Raw genomic sequence first — 17,542 nt, forward strand, 5'->3', positions numbered from 1 at the left:
TCGATTGACCACATCCACCGATGCGCCGCGGGCGATCCGCGAGCCGCGGCGCGCCTGGCCTGCCGCGGGCGCCCGAGCGGCCGAGGCGCGGCGTCCTGCGGCGCGCCCAGACGACGCGCGCCGCGCCAGGGCGCCGCCTCATTGCCGACGAGCGGAGCGCGGCACCATTGCGCCGCAGCGTACCATTGCCCCGCAGCGTGCAGGACGGCGCCCACGCACGCACAGGACGCGAAGCTGGCGCCAGGGGATCGCCTATCCGATGATCGGGAGCTGCCGGGCGCCCTTGGCCCTCGCAGGCTGCGGCTCCGGCTGCGGCTGCGGCTGCGCCACGGGCGACGCGGCCGTCTCCTCGATGTGCACGCCGGAGCGGAAGCGCTGCTCGCCGCCCGCGATCTTGCGGTGCGCCAGCGTGTGCTGCATGAAATTCAGCGGGAAGAAGCCCGCCAGCTGGATCCAGCTCGACTGCCGTGTGAGGGTGAACCTGCGCCATATCGAGGACGGCGAGTAGAATTTCGTCCACGCGGACACCCACCCCTCCCGGAGCCGCTCCCGCGACATCTGCTTGGGAACGAAATAGGGCGAGCCGGCGTCGTGGTCGCGGCGCAGCCACCAGCGCTCGTCCGTGAGGCGCCCCTCCGCCTTGAGGCGGCGGTACAGCTGCGTCGCGGGGTACGGGGTGAGGATGGCATACAGCGCCATCGTCAGCTTCATGTCGATGCCGAACTCCACGGTGCGATCGAACACCTCGGGATCGTCCGTATCGAAACCGAAGACGAAGCTCCCCCAGACCGAGATGCCGTGATCGTGGAGCATCGCCATCGTGTCCTTGTACTGGGAGGGACGGTTCTGCCGCTTTCCGGTGAACTTCACCGTCTCCTCGTCGATGCTCTCGAAGCCGATGAAGAGCGCCTTGCACCCGCTCTCGGCCATGAGCTTCACGTTCTCGAGGCGCTTGACCGCGGCGAGCGAGCACTGGCCTATCCAGTGCTTCTTCAGCGGGATCATCCGGGTGAAGAGCTCTTTCGAGTAAGCCCGGTGGATCATCACGTTGTCGTCCGCGAACATGATGAGCTTGCCGAGCGACCGGAGCTCGCTCAGCACCTCGTCGGTCGGACGGAACCGCATCGTGGTGCCGTTCGCCGTCGACACGCTGCAGAACTCGCACGGATACGGGCAGCCGCGCATCGTCTGCACGACCTGGAACGGGATGTACTTCTTGGAGGTGAACAGGTCGCGCCGCGGCGGGGGCCTGCCCGCGAGGTTCGGCAGCTCCGGGCGGTAGAACGGCTTGAGCTCGCCGCGCTTCACGTCCGCGAGCAGGGCGGGCCAGGCGTCCTCGGCCTCGCCGACCACGACGGCGTCCGCGTGCTGCAGGGCCTCGTCGGGGCAGGCCGTCGGGTGGATGCCGCCGAGCACCACCTTCACGCCGCGCCTGCGGTAAGCGGCGGCGATATCGTAGCTGCGGCGGGCGGTCTTGCTGTCGACGCTGATCCCGACGAGGTCGACGTCCTTGACGTCGCGCTGGAGATCGAAGGGCTGCACGACGTCATCGGTGTAGATGATCTCATCCTCGGGGGGCGTGAGCGCCGCGAGGGTGCCGAGCCCCACACGAGGCAGGTACGCGGAATCTTCGCTTGCCGTGGCGATGAGCTCGATCTGCATGGCGGATCGTGCTTATCACGGAGCCCCAAGGAGACCCACGACGAATGAGCTTGCTCTCTGACGCCGCAGTCTTTCTCGGCGCGGCCGTCGTCGCCGTGCCGCTGTTCAAGCGGATCGGCCTCGGCGCGGTGCTCGGCTACCTCGTCGCGGGCGCGCTGCTCGGCCCGTGGGGGCTGCGGATCATCGCCAACGTCGAAGACACCCTCCACTTCTCGGAGCTCGGCGTGGTGCTGCTCCTCTTCCTCATCGGCCTCGAGCTCCAGCCGTCGCGGCTCTGGGTGCTCCGCCGCGCCGTGTTCGGCCTCGGCGGCGCGCAGGTCGCCGTCACGGGCGCGCTCATCGCGCTCATCGGCGCCGCGCTCGGCCTGCGCGCCGACACGGCGGCCATCGCGGGCGTCGGGCTCTCGCTCTCGTCGACCGCGTTCGTCCTGCAGATCCTGGCCGAGAAGGGCCAGATGCAGTCGCAGCACGGCCGCTCCGCGTTCGCCATCCTGCTCTTCCAGGACCTCGCCGTGATCCCGCTGATCGCGGTGCTCCCCCTGCTCGGCTCCGCGGGCGCGGCCCCCGCCGAGGGGAGCGCCGTCGCCTCGTCGCTCAAGGCCGTGGCCGTGCTGCTCGCGGTCGTCGCTGGCGGCCGCTACCTCGTGCGCCCCGTCTTCCGGGCCATCGCCGCCACCCGCGCCCACGAGATCTTCACCGCGGCGGCCCTGCTCGTCGTGCTCGGCACGGCGCTCCTCATGGTGCAGGTGGGCCTCTCCATGTCGCTCGGCGCCTTCATGGCGGGCGTGCTGCTCGCCGACTCGGAGTACCGCCACGAGCTCGAGGCGGACATCGAGCCGTTCAAGGGCCTGCTCATGGGGCTCTTCTTCATCGCCGTCGGGATGTCGGCGAACATCGGCCTCGTCATCGAGCGGCCGCTGCTCGTCCTCGGGCTCGTCCTCGGCGTGATGGCGCTCAAGGCCGCCGTCCTGCTCCTCCTGGGCAGGGCGGCCGGGCACGCGAAGGGCTCCGCGCGCGACCTCGCGCTCGCGCTCCCGCAGGGGGGCGAGTTCGCCTTCGTCCTCTTCGGGATGGCCGCGGGACAGGGCCTCATGGACAGGCTCCTCGCCGACCTCCTGGTCGTCGTGGTCACGCTGTCCATGGCGGTCACGCCGCTCGTCATCGCGGTCGGCGACGCGCTCGTCAAGCGATGGCAGGGGGGCGGGCCAGAGCGCGAGTTCGACGCGATCGACGACGACGACCCGAGGGTCATCATCGCCGGATACGGCCGCTTCGGCCAGATCGTCTCTCGCGTCCTCCGCACGAGGAAGATCCCCTTCACCGCGCTCGACGCGAGCCCCACGCAGGTCGACTTCGTCCGCAAGTACGGCAACAAGATCTACTACGGGGACGCCTCCCGGCTCGACCTGCTCCGCGCGGCGCGCGCCGACAAGGCGAAGATCTTCGTGCTGGCCATCGACGACGTCGCGTCGTCGGTGAAGACGGCGGAGGTGGTGAAGCGGCACTTCCCTGACCTCCTGATCTACGCGCGCGCCCGGAACCGCCAGCACGCGTATCAGCTGATGGATATCGGCGTGACGGTGCTGGAGCGGGAGACGTTCCTGTCGTCGCTCGAGGTGGCGGCGCGCGTGCTCGAGGGCCTCGGGATGCGGGAGCGGGACGCCCGCGCGACCATCGAGCGGTTCAGGGCCCACGACGAGAAGGTGCTCGTCCGCGGGCACGCGGTGCACAACGACGAGGTCAAGCTCATCGAGGCGGCGAAGCAGGCGGCGCAGGAGCTCGAAGGCCTGTTCGAGTCCGACGAGATCGCGCCGTCCGGCAGGGACGACAAGGCCGCGGCGGTGTGACGCGGAGCGAGCGAGCCGCCGTCGGCTCGCTCACTCCTGTTCCTGCTTCGCGCCGATGCCGTGGCGGCGGAGGTAAGCCCGCACGTGCGCCCGCTCCATGCCCGCGCGCCGCGCCATCTCGCTCACGTTGCCCTTCGCGTCCTCGGACAGGGCGGCGAAGTAGTCGCGCTCGAACCGCGCGAGGACGTCGCGCTTCGCCTCCTGGAACTGACGGCCCTTCATCGACGCGAACGAGCTGCTGGCCGCGCTGCCGCCGGCGCCCGGGGGGATCGACGGCGAGGAGCTCGGGTGCACCGGCGTCTCGGTGAGGGCGCCGAGGTGCGCCGCGACGTCGATCTCCTCGCCCTCGGCGGCGAGCGCGAACGCGACGGCGACCGCGTTCCGCAGCTCGCGGACGTTGCCCGGCCAGTCGTGCCGCATCAGCCGCTCGAGCGTCATGTTCGAGACGCGCTCGTAGGCGCTCTCGTCGCCGAGATCCTTCAGCATCCGGCGGACGAGCACGGGGATGTCCTCCACGCGCTGCCGGAGCGCCGGCAGCTCGATCTTGATCTGCGCGACGCGGAAGTAGAGGTCGCTCCGGAAGTTGCCGCCGTTCACGGCCCGCACGAGGTCGCGGCGCGTCGCCGCGAGCACGCGCACGTCGACCTCGCGGTAGCTCGATCCGCCGACGCTCTTGATGCGGCGCTCGGCGAGCGCGCGGAGGAGCTTCGGCTGCACCTCGAGCGGCAGCTCGCCGAGCTCGTCGAGGAAGATCGTGCCGCCGTCCGCCTCGATGAACGGCGAGAGGCGCTTGTCGACCGCGCCCGTGAACGCGCCGCGCTCGTGGCCGAACAGCGTCGCCTCGGCCAGGGTCGGCGGGATCGAGCCGCAGTCCACGACCACGAACGGCTTCTTCGAGCGGGCGCTCGCCAGGTGCAGCGCCTGGGCGACGAGCTCCTTGCCCGTGCCGGTCTCGCCCGTGATGAGCACCGTGAGGTCGGTCGGCGCCATCTTGGAGAGGCGCTCGAAGATGGCCCGCATCCCGGGGCTGCTCGCCACGAGCGGGCCGAACGACGGGATCGCCGAGACCGTGATGCGCTCGGGCCGCAGGGGCTCGAACTGGATCTCGGTCTCGCCGAGCCGCAGCTTCGTGCTCGTGAGCAGGTAGATGTCGCCGACCCGCACGCCGCCGACGAAGGTCCCGTTCCTGCTGTCGAGATCGCGCACGCGGACGCCCTGCTCCGTGGCGACGAACTCGGCGTGCACCGCGCTGACCTTGGCGTCGTCGAGGACCAGCTGGCAGGCCGCGTTGCGGCCCACGATGACGGGATCGGTGCCGATCTCGATCCATCCGCCGCCGCGCGCAGCCGACGATTTCGTGAGGCGGATGCGCCCGCCGCGCACCTCGACCCGGTTCTTCGTGCCTACCGTCGCGTCGAGCAACTCAGTGCCTCTCTGTCTTGCGGCGCGAAGGCGGACCCTCCGGCCGGGGAATCTCTGCGCCCTCGCCCCTGCTCGGCGGTGGCGGCGGCGCGCCCGCGCCCGCCCTGCTCGGCGGTGGCGGCGGCGCGCCCGCGCCCGCCCTGCTCGGCGGTGGCGGCGGCGCGCCTGCGCCCGCCCTGCTCGGCGGTGGCGGCGGCGCGCCTGCGCCCGCCCTGCTCGGCGGTGGCGGCGGCGCGCCTGCGCCCGCCCTGCTCGGCGGTGGCGGCGGCGCGCCTGCGCCCGCCCTGCTCGGCGGTGGCGGCGGCGCGCCCGCGCCCGCCCTGCTCGGCGGTGGCGGCGGCGCGCCCGCCCTGCTCGGCGGTGCAGGCGGCGCCCCCACGCCGGTCCTGCTCGGCGACGCTGGAGGCGCGCCCGCGCCGGTCCTGCTCGGCGGCGCAGGCGGTGCGCCCACGCCGGTCCTGCTCGGCGACGCTGGCGGCGCAGCGGCCCTGCTCGGCGGCGGCGGGGGCACGGTGCTCCCGGCCCTGCTCGGTGGCGGCGGGGGCACGGTGCTGGCCCTGGGAGGGGCGAGCGAAGCAGGGGGCGGCGAGCTGTGGCCGGCGTCGCTGAAGCCGCCGTTCTCCGTCATCGTCGGGGGGCCGTCGACGACCGTGGGGTTGTCTTCCAGGAACGCGTCGGGCAGCTCGGAGGGATACCTGCTCCGCTGCGTGCGGCGCGTCGCGCGCGTGATGTTCGCCGGCTGGATGGCCCGCCAGCTCGACAGCGCATCTGCCGCGGAGCCGAAGCGCCCCTCGCGCCGGCGATCGAGCGCCCGCTCGAGGAAGCGCTCGATGCCCACCGGCCATTTCTCGCCGGTCGCCTCGGCGAGCGACGGCGCCGGGCGGTCGAGCTTCATCGCGACGAGCACCGCGGCGTTCGCCCCCTCGAACGGCAGCCGCCCGGACAGGGCCCGGAAGGCCACCGCGCCGACCGCGTAGATGTCGGCCCGCTCGTCGGCCCGCGCGGCGCCCCGCACCTGCTCCGGCGCCATGTACGCGAACGATCCCAGCGTCGCGTCGAAGGCGGTGAGCGTCGGCTCTTCCTTCTCGCGCCGCGTGAGCTTCGAGATGCCGAAATCGAGGATCTTCGCGCGCTCGCGCCGGTCCGGCAGGCCGAGGTGCTCGAGGTAGATGTTGCCCGGCTTCAGATCGCGGTGGATGACGCCCGCGGCGTGCGCCGCCACGAGCCCCTGGAGCACGTCATCGATGATCGGGCCGACCTCGCTGAACGGCAGGTACTGCTCGCGCTTCAGCCGATCCGCCAGCGACTCGCCGTCGAGCTGCTCGAACACGAGCAGGTGCTCGCCCTCGTCCGTCTGGCCGACCTCGAGCAGCTGGCAGACGTACGGGCTCTGGATGGCCGAGGCGATCTTCGCCTCACGGTCGAAGCGCCGCACGAGATCCGGCTTCATCGCGGCGCGCGCGAGCAGGACCTTGATGGCGACCTGCTGATTGTCCGATTCCCGTGTTGCTGCCCAGACTTCGCCCATGCCGCCCCGCCCGAGCAGGCGGGAGACACGGTAGCCAGCAACGACGTCGCCCGGGTGGATCGCCACGTAACCTGGATCGGGACCGTACCACCGCGACTCTCGAACGGGTGAGAAAAAAGCGAGCGTCCGGGGAAACGCGGTGATTCCGGGAGCGAGCGGAACCGATCGCGGAGCGCGGCCCGCGGCGCGTGTTGCGGCTCGCGGCGCGTGTTGCGGGCTCACGGCGTGACAGCGCGCCGGTGCGATCGGAGCACGAACCCAACGAAGGGGACGCAATGGTTCGGAGGACCACTCGGAGGACCACTCGGAGGACCACTCGGAGGACCACTCGGAGGACCACGGCGAGCCGCGCGTCCTCGATGGTGGTGACCGTAGGCCGCAGCCCGCGGAATCCCGGAAAGAATCCGAGGGACGGGGCACTAGCCCGATGCGACATGATTCTGTAGGCTCGCCGCGCCATGCCGCGTACAGCCGAGGATGTCGAAACCTACCTCCTGCAGCTCGATCGCCGGTTCGAGAACGACGCCGGTACCTACCTCGTCTCGGGGGGCCCGGACGCGCCGCCGATCGCGATCCGCATCGACCCGCCGATCGTGGCGGTGCGGGTCTCGATCGGCCCTGTCCCCGGGGACGACGCACACCAGACCAGGCTCTTCCGCCGCCTGCTCGAGTACAACGCGACGGATCTCATGCATGCTTCGTACGGGATCGAGGCGGGCACCGTCGTCCTGTCGGCGGCGCTGGAGCTCGAGAACCTCGACATGAACGAGCTCGAGGCGATCCTGAGCGACATCGATCTCGCGCTCGCCCGCCACGTCCCCGTGCTGCACGATCTCGCGCTCAGCTGAGCAGACCCGCCGCGCCTTTCGACCCTGCGCACCCCGAGAGTTGGAGCTGATCTATGGGAATTTTCGCGCGCCTTGCGACCCTCATCAAGTCGAACCTGAACGACCTCATCAGCCGCTCGGAGGACCCCGAGAAGATGCTGAACCAGGTCGTCATCGACATGGCAAACCAGCTGATCGAGGCGAAGAAGCAGGTCGCCGTCTCGATCGCCGACGAGAAGCGGCTGGCCAAGCAGGCCGAGCAGGAGGCCGCCAACGCCGCGGAGTGGGAGCGCAGGGCCATGCTCGCGATCAAGGCGGGCGACGACGCGCTGGCCAAGGAGGCGCTGAACCGCAAGAAGGAGCACGACCAGCTCGCCACCTCCTACAAGGACCAGTGGCAGAAGCAGAAGCAGGCCGTCGACCAGCTGAAGACGGCGCTGCGCCTCCTGAACAACAAGATCGAGGAGGCGAAGCGCAAGAAGAACGTGCTCATCGCCCGGAAGAAGCGGGCCGAGGCGCAGAAGGCCATCCAGGAGACGATGAGCGGCCTGAACAACGCCTCCGCCTTCGAGACGTTCGATCGGATGTCGAACAAGATCGACCAGATCGAGGCCGAGGCCGAGGCCGCCGGGGAGATCGCCGAGCAGTACACGGGCGACACGCTGGCGCACAAGTTCGGCCAGCTCGAGGCGACGGCGGGCGCGGACGACGAGCTGCTCGCGCTCAAGCGGAAGATGGGCGTGCTCCCGCCCGAGCCGCCGCCCGCCGCGGCGCCGCCGCCGCAGGTGCGCGTGGCCGGCGCGGGCGGCGCGCCGGCCGCCGCGCCCCAGGCCGAGCAGGACGAGCTCGCGGCGGCGCTCGCGGAGCTCGAGGCCGAAGAACAACGTGAACAAGCCAGGATGAAGCGCTAGAGCACGCCCGCCCATGAGCCAAGCCGCCACGGCGCTCCGCCCGGCCGGACCGGACGCGCCTCCCGCCGCCCCCATCCCTGTCCACGCCGAAGAGGTCGGCGCCTTCCTCGAGCGCGTCGGGGTGAGCTCGTCCGGCGGGCTCTCCGACGACGAGGCGCAGAAGCGCCTCGCGGAGCACGGCAAGAACCGCCTGCCCGAGACGAAGAAGAAGAGCGCGCTCGTCCGCATCCTCGAGCAGTTCGCGAACCCGCTGGTGCTCACGCTCCTCGCCGCGGCGGCGATCGCCGTGGTCGTCGGCTTCACCGCCGACAAGGACCAGAGCTTCCTCCACCGGTTCGGCGACGCGATCGCGATCCTGCTCATCGTGATCCTGAACGCCTTCCTCGGTTACTACCAGGAGCGGCGCGCGGAGGCGGCCCTGGACGCCCTCCAGAAGCTCAGCGCGCCGAACGCGCGCGTGCGCCGCGGCGGCAAGACCGTGGTCATCGCGGCCGAGGACGTCGCGCCCGGCGACATCCTCGAGCTCGAGGCGGGCGACTCGGTCCCGGCCGACGCGCGGCTCGTGCAGACGATCAGCTTCGCGACCGAGGAGGCGGCGCTGACGGGCGAGAGCGCGGCCGCGGTCAAGGACGCGCTCGCCCCGGTCGCGCGCGACGCGCCGCTCGGCGACCGGGTCACGATGATCTTCACGGGCACGAGCGTCGTGCGCGGCAAGGGGCGCGCGGTGGTGACCGCGACCGGCGTGAACACCGAGCTCGGCCGGATCGGCGAGATGATCCGCTCGGTCGGCGAGCAGAAGACGCCCCTCGAGGAGCGGCTCGATCGCTTCGGCTCGGTGATCCTGCGGGTGTGCCTGGCGCTCTCCGCGGTGCTGCTCGGCTGGGGGTTCATCCGGGGCGGACGGCCGTGGCACGAGCTCCTGCTCGAGGGCGTGAGCCTCGCCGTGGCCGCCATCCCCGAGGGGCTGCCCGCGATCACGACGATCACGCTCGCGCTGGGGATGCAGCGCATGGCGCGGCGCGGGGCGATCGTGCGCAAGCTGCCCGCGGTCGAGACGCTCGGCGCCGCGACGATCATCGCGTCGGACAAGACGGGCACGCTCACCCAGAACGAGATGACCGTGCGCAACGTGTACGCGGGCGGCCGCCGCTACACGGTGACCGGCGAGGGGTACGACCCGACGGGCGCGCTGCGGGACGAGCACGGCGCGGAGGTCGTGGAGCACTCGGCGCCGCTCACCTACCTGTTCGCGACGGTCGCCCTCTGCAACAACGCGTCGCTCAACGAGGACCAGGCGACGGGCCGCTGGAACATCGTCGGCGATCCGACCGAGGGCGCGCTGCTGACGCTGGCCGCGAAGGGCAGCTACTCGCGCGAGTCGGTGGCGCCGTCGCACGCGTTCGTGCACGAGCTGCCGTTCGACAGCGACCGCAAGCGGATGACGGTGATCACGCGGGACGAGCGCGGCCGCGAGATCGCGCACGTGAAGGGGAGCGTCGACGTGCTCCTGCCGCTCTGCGTGAAGTTCGCCGACGACAAGGGCGTGCGGGCGCTGTCCGAGGACGACCGCGCCGCGATCGTCGCCGAGGCCGATCGCATGAGCGCGGCCGCGCTGCGCGTGCTCGCGATCTGCCGCCGGGTGCGGGTCAGCCGCGACGAGGACGACGTCGAGCGCGAGCTCACGTTCCTCGGCCTGGTCGGGATGATGGACCCGCCGCGGCAGGGGGTGAAGGAGGCGGTGGCCGAGTGCCGCCGCGCCGGCATCCGCGCCGTCATGATCACCGGCGACCACCGGCTCACCGCGACGGCGATCGCCAAGGAGATCGGGCTCTGGGACGAGGGCGACGAGGCGCTCAGCGGCGCGGAGCTCGCGGCGATGAGCGACGAGGAGCTGGCGCGGCGGATCATGCACCTGCGCGTCTTCGCCCGGACGACGGCGGAGCAGAAGCTCCGGCTCGTGCGGGCGTTCAAGGCGCACGGCCACATCGTGGCGATGACGGGCGACGGCGTGAACGACGCGCCCGCGCTCCGGGAGGCGCACATCGGCGTGGCGATGGGGCGCGGGGGCACCGACGTGGCGCGGCAGGCGGCGGACCTCGTGCTGGCGGACGACAACTTCGCCACCATCGTCGAGGCGGTGCGCGAGGGGCGCGCCATCTACCGCAACATCCAGAAGTTCATCTTCTTCCTCCTCTCGTCGAACATGGGCCTCCTCGTGGCCGTGTTCGTCGTCTCGTTCTTCGGCAAGTGGCCGCCGCTGACGCCGCTCATGATCCTCTGGATCAACCTCGTCACGAACGGCCTGCCCGCGCTCGCGCTCGGCATCGATCCGCCGGATCCGCAGCTCATGTCGGAGGCGCCGCGGCCGCGCGACGAGGGCCTGCTCATCAAGCGCGACTACCTCGGGATCCTGTACGTCGGCGCGATCATGGGGCTCGCCGCCGTCGCGCTCTACGCGACGTCGGAGCAGACCGAGGAGGCGCTGCTGCGCACGCGCGCCGTCGCCTTCTCGCTGCTGGCGCTGTCGCCGCTCTTCCACGCCTGGAGCTGCCGTAGCCCGGTCATCTCGCTCTTCGCGTCGAAGCCGCTCATCAGCCTCCCGCTCCTCCTGGCGGTCGCGGCGAGCGCGGCGATCCACCTGATTGCGCTGCTCGTGCCCGCGCTGCGCCCGGTCTTCCGCACGTACGCGATGTCGTCGGACGAGTGGATGCTCCTGCTCGTCCTCTCGGCGCTCATCGTCCCGGCCGTCGAGATCGCAAAGCTCGTGTACCGCCGGATCCGCCCCGAAGGCGCCGGCCCCGCCCGCCTCACGCCCGCCTCCAAGCCCCACGGATGACCGCCGGGTGAGGGGCCTCGGCAGCGCCGAGCCCCCTCGCCTGCCACGTCAGACGGCCACCTCACGGCGTCCAGGGTGCCGCCTCGGGTGGGCGACGCGGAGCGATCCGGAAAGAAAGTGCTCGTGGTAAGAACAAGCGGGCGCGGAGAGGCGTCCAAACCCGAGCTTATGAGACGTAAATCACACAACCTCCGTGCGCTGGGGGCTCATGCCTCCGGCTCCCGCCTCGCCGCGCTCGCGCCGGTCGCGCTGGCGGCGCTGACCGCCGCCGCCCCCTCCCCTGCCCTCGCCGCCGGCACGCCGATCGCGGCGCCGCTCGTCGAGTCGAAATGGCTCAAGCTCGACGGGATCCCGAAGGAGTGGCCGGTGGCGTTCACCTCCCTCGGCCTCAAGGTGAAGGGCAAGCCCAGCAAGGCCGATCTGGCCGCGCAGGTGGCCATCGCCTACGACGACGCGCGGATCTACGTGGCGGCCGACGTGACCGACGACGCGCTGCGAGGCGGCGCCGATCACGTGAAGGTCGTGCTCGGGTTCCCGGGCGGAAAGGTCCAGGAGGTCGCGCTCTACCCGGGACAGCCGGGCAAGACCGCGGGCAGCGTCAAGGTCCCGGGCGGCAAGGCGGTGGCCGGGGCGAGGGTCATCGAGGCCCCCCGGAGCGGCGGGTACACCCTGGAGGCGAGCGTCCCCTGGACGGCGTTCCCCGAGGCGGCGACGACCCGGGTCGGGCTGCGGGCGGGGCTCTTCGTCCACGACGACGACGGCGGAGGGGTCGACGCCGTCGTCGGCAGCGCCGCCTCGGAGGCGTACGGGTCGCTGTCGCCGCTCGCGACCGAGCCGGAGCTCGCGCTCACCGACGGCCTCCTCCGGAGCAAGGGCATCCAGGGCCGCGCGAGCTACGACCTCGTCGCCGACGTGGCCGGCGACGGGATGCGGGAGCGGGTGCTCGTCCACGAGCGGTTCCTGGTCGTCCTCGGCCCCGGGTTCCGGAAGGGCGCGCAGTATTACTTCGAGGACCTCGGGGTCGACGCCAAGGACGGGATGGTGCCGTCGCTCACGGCGCGCGACCTGACGGGCGACGGCCAGGCCGAGCTCATCCTGCGAAAGCGCTCCGGCAGCAGCGCGAAGTACCGCGAGGTGATCCACGTGCTCCAGTTCGGCGCCGGCGACACGCCGAAGCCGATCTTCCAGCACGAGATCGCGATCGCGACGGACAAGGGCTCGGTCGTCAACGACGTCGACTTCGTGGCGGACGGCGACAAGATGGCGATCCGCGTGGAGCCGGGCAAGGCGACCCGGTACGACGCGAGCAACTACGCGGAGGGGGTCGAGACGACGTACGACCCGCTGCTCTTGCCGTGGGGGTCGATCAAGTCGCAGCTCTACAAGCTGACCGGCGGGGTGTTCACCAAGGCGAGCGAGCAGCGGCAGGCGGGCGCCGCGGGGCCGCGCCCGGCGCCGGCGAGGGCCGAGGAGGCGCGGGCCGCGCCGAAGCCGGCCGGCCTCTCGCCGGCCGAGATGCTCGACAAGGTGTACGCCCTCTACCGGCGCGACCGGAGCGCCTCGTCGAGCAAGCCGCGGTTCGACCTCGGCGCCGACGTGGCCGCCGGCAAGGAGCCCGAGCGGGTGCTCCTGCACGACCGCGACATCGTCGTGTTCGGCAAGGGGTTCCGGGGCGGCGCGGGGTACGCGTTCATGACGCTCGCGCAGTTCGCGTCTCCGGCCGACATCCGCTCGGTGCGCGCGCTCGATCTCACCGGCGACGGCAAGGCGGAGATCATCGTCCACGGCACCGTCCGCGCGGCGGCGCCCAAGGAGGCGGGCGGCGGGACCGTGGACCGCGACGTCGTGCAGATCTTCCGGGTCGAGGGCGAGAGCATCCAGCGGATCTTCGCGGCCGAGGTCGCACGCAGCATCGGCGACAAGAAGATCGCCGGCGAGCTCAAGTTCGTACGCGTGGGCGACAAGATGGGGATCGAGCTCGCCCCGGGGCGGGCCGTCGAGTGGACGGAGCAGACGTACCCCTTCAACCAGGACAAGGCGCCTGTCGGCGGCTTCGAGCCGCTGCTGCTGCCTTGGGGGGGCGCGCAGCCGGCGCGGTACGTCTGGAACGGGTCGATCTTCGCCAAGTAGGCGGGAAGAGGTCGCCGCGGCGCGCGACGCGCGACGTGCGACGCCAGGAGACGCTGGGGCTCACCGCGAGCGGCGCGCGGTGAGCCGAGGGCCGTCGCGGGCCTGAGGGGTGCAGGTGGCGGAGTTTCGCTTCACGACCTCGTCTGGGCGGCTCCAGGCCGAGACGCTCCGCGCGCAGGGGCTGGGACACCTGCTGGAGGTGGTCATTCCGGGATGACGCCTTCTCGGAGGGGGGCGGGGGCACGCGCCGAGCCCGCTGCCGCGGGTGCGCGTGGTGCCCGGGTATCGCCACGATTCGCCTGCTCCTGAAGAAAGCATGATGAAAGGTTACCTATCCTCGTAAAGCGATGAGACCGATGAGACAAGGACCTTGAGACGCCGCTCGCGCTCCTGTTCGCTTGTCCTGCACCTGAGTTGCCAGTACAGGGTGCCATGGGCTCGACCCGGACCGCGTGGCACGTGCTGCTCGCCGCACTGCTGCGCCAGCGCCGCCCGCGCCATTTTCAGATCCAAAGCGAGGTGCCCTTGTCGACGGAGCCGCCCCGGGCCGATGTTCTCCTGCTGCGCAATGATGCTCCGGGCGAGGCCCACGAGCCGGCCGGCACGTTGCGAAGGCTCTGGTCGCTCTTGCCCAGGGAGACGATCGTCGAGTTCAAGAGCGTCCGGCGCACCTACCGCAGCCGCGACCTCGACCGGCTCTGGGGCTACCTGTCGCTGCACTACGCGGGCGCTGGGAAGCGGCTCGGGCCACGCCGCGACCTGGCCGGCGTGTTGCTGGTACCGTCGCGCACCCGCCCCCTTGACGCCGATGCCGCGGCGCACGGGCTGGTCTGGCGCGACCTCGCCGGCGGCTACTGGCAGCTCCAGGGAGCAGCGTTCGCGCTGTACGTGGTCGAGCTCGCCACGGTGGCCGAGGCCGAGGGCGACGATCTGCTACACTTGCTCGGTCACGGCACGGCGCGGACGGTCGAGGCGCGCCGTTGGCTGGCCGAGCAGGTCGGTGCGGAGGAGATCGCGATGGCGATGCGCGAGCTGGAAGGCTTTGACGAGGTGCTGAGGACGCTGCTGAGAAAGCTGCCGATCGAGACGCTGCTGCCGGCGCTGCCGGTGGACGAGCTGCTGGCGGCGCTGCCGCCCGAGCAGCGGGCCGCGGGGCTGACCCCCGAGCAGCGGCTCGCCGGGATGCCGCCCGAGCAGCGGCTCGCCGGGATGCCGCCCGAGCAACGCGTCGCAGGGCTCACCCCCGAGGAGCGGCTCCTCCTCGTGCCTGACGAGACGTTGCGGCTGCTGCCCGACGACTACCTGCGCTCGCTTCCAGAGGATGTCCGGGCGCAGATCCGCGCCCGGATCGGCCGCCCGCTCTAGCGAGGCGCAGGGGCTGCGTGCGGGAGCCGCTCTCCCAGTACGGCCCAGTACGGCCCTGCGGGGTTGTGCTCCACGTCGAGGATCTCCCAGCGGTAGTAGCTGAAACTCCCGCCCTCGAGCGTCCACAGGACCTCCCCTCGGATCGGAATCCCGATACCCCGGAACGTGCGCCAGTCCGAGCACGACACGGACCAGGGCGTGAGCTTCGCGTCCGCGCCGCCGCCGAGATAACGGTCTGCCTGCAGCCCGACCACGCGCCCCTGAGGATCGAACGTGAACACCGCCGATGCGACCTTCCCTGCGTGGCGCATCGTCGCCTTCGCGCTCGTCGCGTCGATCGACTCCCACGCGATGTAGGGGCGGAGCGCCGCTGACGGGAACCAGACGATCTCGCCCAGAAAGCGCAGCATGGCGCCGTGGTCGATCTTCTCGTCGGCCGCGTCGACGATGTCGACGAGCGACGCCGCCTTGATGAGCATCTGTCCCTTGCCGGCGGCGTACTTGTCGCGGCCCTCGATCGGGAGGATGCCCATCGTCTTCGTGGTGACCTTCCAGACGAACGCAGGCTCGTCGACGGAGAAGTACTGCTCGGCCTCCGCGGGCATCCAGGCGGCGTCGGGGCTGGTCCGGAGCTCGCCGCGCTGCTTCAGCCGGACCGTCTGAGCCCTTTCCCGGCCGACGACGCCCGAGGCCTCTAGCCAGGTGCGCACCGGCGCGGGCAGGCGATCGAGCTCGGAGGGGTCGACGCTGGAAGCGCGCGGCTCGGAGGGGCGCGCGAGCAACGCTCGGACCTCCGAATCGACCTCATGGCGGAAGCGCGCGTGTGCGGCTGCGGCCGCGATCGGCAAGAGGAGGAGCACGTTGACGAGCGTCCCGAACTTCGCCTGGGGCCACGCGAGGACGATGAGGCCCTGGGACAGGAGCACGCCGAAGAGCGCCAGCGCCCACCACGCGTCGCGTCGCAGGACCTGGAGCGCTGCCGCCGCGAGCAGAAGGATCAGCGCCGTGAGCCAGAGCAGAGCGAAGGCTCGACTGCCGGCGGGCGAGAGGGGCACGAGCGTGCGATCGCTCGACTGGCCGGCGGCTGCGAGCTTCGACCACTCGATGTATCCGATGATGTGAATCGCACCGTGAAGCGCGATCAGGATCGTCACTACGTGCCGCATGACGTGCTTCTTTCTAGGAATCGCGTGCTGCGCCCAGCAGTCGCCGGCGCATCTGCAGCCGACTCCGTCTCTCACGTGCTCCTTTTACTTTTGCAGCCCGCGTGCCAAACCAGGAGCGACGCCGAGGGCGCAGTCCACTCGCGCGGAACCGAGCACCGAGACGCGCAGCCCAGCCGTCGTCCACGCAGATCTTGCGCGTCCCGTTCACCGTCGCAGCTGCTCCTGTTCCCCGAGACGTGCCGGCGCGCGGTTCGGCCCCCGTCCGGAGGCATCGCTCTCGGCCACGGCTCCGACACCGTCGGCTCCTGGCTCGTGGTCCACGGGCAAGGGCTGAGCTGACTCCGGCCGTATCCATCCGGCCGCGTTCAGACGAGACGACGAGGACAGCGAATTTTACACGTCCTCCAACCCCAGAATGGACACTAGAATAGCGATCACGTTGATCAAGCGAGAAATAAACCGCCAAGACACCAAGGGCGCCAAGACAAGATTCTCTTTTGGCGTTCTTGGTGTCTTGGCGGTGCGAGTTCTGTGATTTTCAGGCAATTTCAATCCATTTGTCGCTCTATAGCGGGGAGCAGGTTCGTGTGATACGGGCCCAGCCGCTAGGCAGGCGAGTGAGGCGCACGAAAGTACGCCGCAGCGAGCTTCACTCTGCGGATGAGCCCGTAGCGCACGGAGATGCGCCCCGCTATAGATGTCCCTGCCGCATGGCACCGTCCCACACCGTCCCACTCGAGTGACGTGGACCGGTGCTTGCGTCGGTCGCCGGCATCATGCGAATGGTTCCCACGGTTGCCGCTATCGTCTCTCTCCATGGAGTCGCTCTATGTGTTGCATCCTGTGTCATGTACCCATCAGAAACTCTCTCTGAGACGGAGATCGACACACCGGAAGCCAGCGACATGGAACTTGGCGACGAAACGGAGAGCGGTCCCACGACCGAAACGGAGGCGATCGGCACGGCCAAGATCATCCGCTGCAAGAGACATGAGCACGGCGCCGACTGCATGACGAAGTGCGCCGACGCAGGAATATCTTGCCCTGCCGGACGAAAACACCCGTACAAAGACAACGTCAAAACTGGACTGCTGTGGCAATGCAGATCCCTCGGCCTGGTCAGCACCTGCTTTTACTATTACGAAAACGGAGATAGCTGTATATTTCTCGGCATGGTTCCCTTTATCTGCCGCTACGAGGGTGGAACTCCTGATTGAGAGCGCGCGCGTAGGACGCGGCTAGCCGCGCCGCGCGCTTCCAGTCCCGTCCGAACAGACACTCCATGGACCGAAGAGCGAGCGAGCAGAGCTCGGGCGACCGCTCACCGCCCGAGAGCGCAGCGGAACCTAGTCCGCGGAGTCGCCGCATCCGCTCGACGTCCTCTACAGTGATGGGTGTAGGTCCGTGCAGGTGACCGCGGATGTGCTCTACCATCACCCCCTCGATGGCGATCAGGGAGTTTTCCCACGCCACGGGATCCACCTGGAGATCGGCGTCGCCGCGCTCGATCGCGTCGGCGAGGATGCGGATGTAGCCGACGGTGTAGAGCTTGGCCATCGACGCCCATTCGAGCAGATCCTCTACTTCTTCCGGGATGAGTTGGTCCGGGTCAGACATGCCCGGAGTCTAGTTCAGTCTCACGAGGGGGAAAGGCGGGGCGTACATGCGGCCGCTTGAGCCCGATGCAGGTGCGCCCTCCCCTCGCGCCCCCTCCGTCGCGCGGCTCCGGTATGCACGCGGCGGAGCTCGACAGGTTGTCTACTTCCGGCGCTGCGGAGCATCCCCGAGCCGGTCCATGGTACCGCATAGCGCCGGCAAGAGAGCTCGGACCCGGGCTAGACGGCCGAA

General features: G+C 70.6%; 12 protein-coding genes. 7 read left to right on the forward strand and 5 right to left on the reverse strand.

Annotated features, from left to right (window positions below; all coding sequences use genetic code 11):
- Window positions 1-252 precede the first annotated feature (252 nt).
- Complete coding sequence (locus WME82_RS29925) at window positions 253-1,662, reverse strand: B12-binding domain-containing radical SAM protein (RefSeq protein WP_438038093.1); 1,410 nt, start codon at window positions 1,660-1,662, stop codon at window positions 253-255.
- Between the two features lie 44 nt (window positions 1,663-1,706).
- On the opposite strand from WME82_RS29925, the gene WME82_RS29930 reads away from it, so the two are divergent.
- A complete protein-coding gene (locus WME82_RS29930) occupies window positions 1,707-3,509 on the forward strand; it encodes a monovalent cation:proton antiporter-2 (CPA2) family protein (RefSeq protein WP_438038094.1) in 1,803 nt (600 codons plus the stop codon).
- 30 nt (window positions 3,510-3,539) lie between these two features.
- Here the strand turns inward: WME82_RS29930 and WME82_RS29935 are convergent, their stop codons facing one another.
- On the reverse strand, window positions 3,540-4,931 hold the full coding sequence (locus tag WME82_RS29935; protein ID WP_438038095.1) for a sigma 54-interacting transcriptional regulator: 1,392 nt from the start codon (window positions 4,929-4,931) through the stop codon (window positions 3,540-3,542).
- A 1-nt stretch (window position 4,932) separates the two neighbouring features.
- The gene (locus tag WME82_RS29940) at window positions 4,933-6,525 is read right to left on the reverse strand and encodes a protein kinase domain-containing protein (protein ID WP_438038096.1); all 1,593 of its coding nucleotides are present in this window, start codon (window positions 6,523-6,525) and stop codon (window positions 4,933-4,935) included.
- Window positions 6,526-6,917: 392 nt separating this feature from the next.
- Between WME82_RS29940 and WME82_RS29945 the strand changes: the two genes are divergently transcribed.
- The 5 genes from WME82_RS29945 to WME82_RS29965 all read left to right on the forward strand — a co-directional run bounded on the left by WME82_RS29945 (window position 6,918) and on the right by WME82_RS29965 (window position 14,528).
- Window positions 6,918-7,307: a hypothetical protein gene (locus tag WME82_RS29945; protein WP_437542369.1), complete on the forward strand. Its 390-nt coding sequence runs from the start codon at window positions 6,918-6,920 to the stop codon at window positions 7,305-7,307.
- Window positions 7,308-7,360: 53 nt separating this feature from the next.
- The gene (locus WME82_RS29950; RefSeq protein ID WP_012238103.1) at window positions 7,361-8,197 is read left to right on the forward strand and encodes a PspA/IM30 family protein; all 837 of its coding nucleotides are present in this window, start codon (window positions 7,361-7,363) and stop codon (window positions 8,195-8,197) included.
- Window positions 8,198-8,210: 13 nt separating this feature from the next.
- Entirely contained in the window at window positions 8,211-11,033 is a 2,823-nt protein-coding gene (locus WME82_RS29955) for a cation-translocating P-type ATPase (protein WP_438038097.1), read from the forward strand.
- 168 nt (window positions 11,034-11,201) lie between these two features.
- Window positions 11,202-13,163: a sugar-binding protein gene (locus tag WME82_RS29960; RefSeq protein WP_438038098.1), complete on the forward strand. Its 1,962-nt coding sequence runs from the start codon at window positions 11,202-11,204 to the stop codon at window positions 13,161-13,163.
- 432 nt (window positions 13,164-13,595) lie between these two features.
- Complete coding sequence (locus WME82_RS29965; protein WP_438038099.1) at window positions 13,596-14,528, forward strand: hypothetical protein; 933 nt, start codon at window positions 13,596-13,598, stop codon at window positions 14,526-14,528.
- On the opposite strand, the gene WME82_RS29970 is transcribed toward WME82_RS29965, so the two are convergent.
- Window positions 14,525-15,694 carry a DUF6544 family protein gene (locus WME82_RS29970; RefSeq protein ID WP_438038100.1) on the reverse strand — a complete coding sequence of 390 codons (1,170 nt, stop codon included), beginning with the start codon at window positions 15,692-15,694 and terminating at the stop codon, window positions 14,525-14,527. The two genes, WME82_RS29965 and WME82_RS29970, sit on opposite strands and share 4 nt — an antisense overlap.
- An 848-nt stretch (window positions 15,695-16,542) precedes the next feature.
- Between WME82_RS29970 and WME82_RS29975 the strand changes: the two genes are divergently transcribed.
- A complete protein-coding gene (locus WME82_RS29975) occupies window positions 16,543-16,911 on the forward strand; it encodes a hypothetical protein (protein WP_438038101.1) in 369 nt (122 codons plus the stop codon).
- On the opposite strand, the gene WME82_RS29980 is transcribed toward WME82_RS29975, so the two are convergent.
- A complete protein-coding gene (locus WME82_RS29980; RefSeq protein WP_438038102.1) occupies window positions 16,877-17,311 on the reverse strand; it encodes a hypothetical protein in 435 nt (144 codons plus the stop codon). The two genes, WME82_RS29975 and WME82_RS29980, sit on opposite strands and share 35 nt — an antisense overlap.
- Between the last annotated feature and the right edge of the window lie 231 nt (window positions 17,312-17,542).

The sequence above is a fragment of the Sorangium sp. So ce128 genome, assembly GCF_051525245.1.
In the GTDB taxonomy this organism is placed as follows: domain Bacteria; phylum Myxococcota_A; class Polyangia; order Polyangiales; family Polyangiaceae; genus Sorangium; species Sorangium cellulosum_B.

Excerpts from the sequence above, each read along its gene's own strand:
- WME82_RS29925 (WP_438038093.1), bottom strand. The coding sequence starts at position 1,662 with ATGCAGATCGAGCTCATCGCCACGGCAAGCGAAGATTCCGCGTACCTG.
- WME82_RS29930 (WP_438038094.1), top strand. The coding sequence starts at position 1,707 with ATGAGCTTGCTCTCTGACGCCGCAGTCTTTCTCGGCGCGGCCGTCGTC.
- WME82_RS29945 (WP_437542369.1), top strand. The coding sequence starts at position 6,918 with ATGCCGCGTACAGCCGAGGATGTCGAAACCTACCTCCTGCAGCTCGAT.
- WME82_RS29950 (WP_012238103.1), top strand. The coding sequence starts at position 7,361 with ATGGGAATTTTCGCGCGCCTTGCGACCCTCATCAAGTCGAACCTGAAC.
- WME82_RS29955 (WP_438038097.1), top strand. The coding sequence starts at position 8,211 with ATGAGCCAAGCCGCCACGGCGCTCCGCCCGGCCGGACCGGACGCGCCT.
- WME82_RS29960 (WP_438038098.1), top strand. The coding sequence starts at position 11,202 with ATGAGACGTAAATCACACAACCTCCGTGCGCTGGGGGCTCATGCCTCC.
- WME82_RS29965 (WP_438038099.1), top strand. The coding sequence starts at position 13,596 with ATGGGCTCGACCCGGACCGCGTGGCACGTGCTGCTCGCCGCACTGCTG.
- WME82_RS29970 (WP_438038100.1), bottom strand. The coding sequence starts at position 15,694 with ATGCGGCACGTAGTGACGATCCTGATCGCGCTTCACGGTGCGATTCAC.
- WME82_RS29975 (WP_438038101.1), top strand. The coding sequence starts at position 16,543 with ATGTACCCATCAGAAACTCTCTCTGAGACGGAGATCGACACACCGGAA.
- WME82_RS29980 (WP_438038102.1), bottom strand. The coding sequence starts at position 17,311 with ATGTCTGACCCGGACCAACTCATCCCGGAAGAAGTAGAGGATCTGCTC.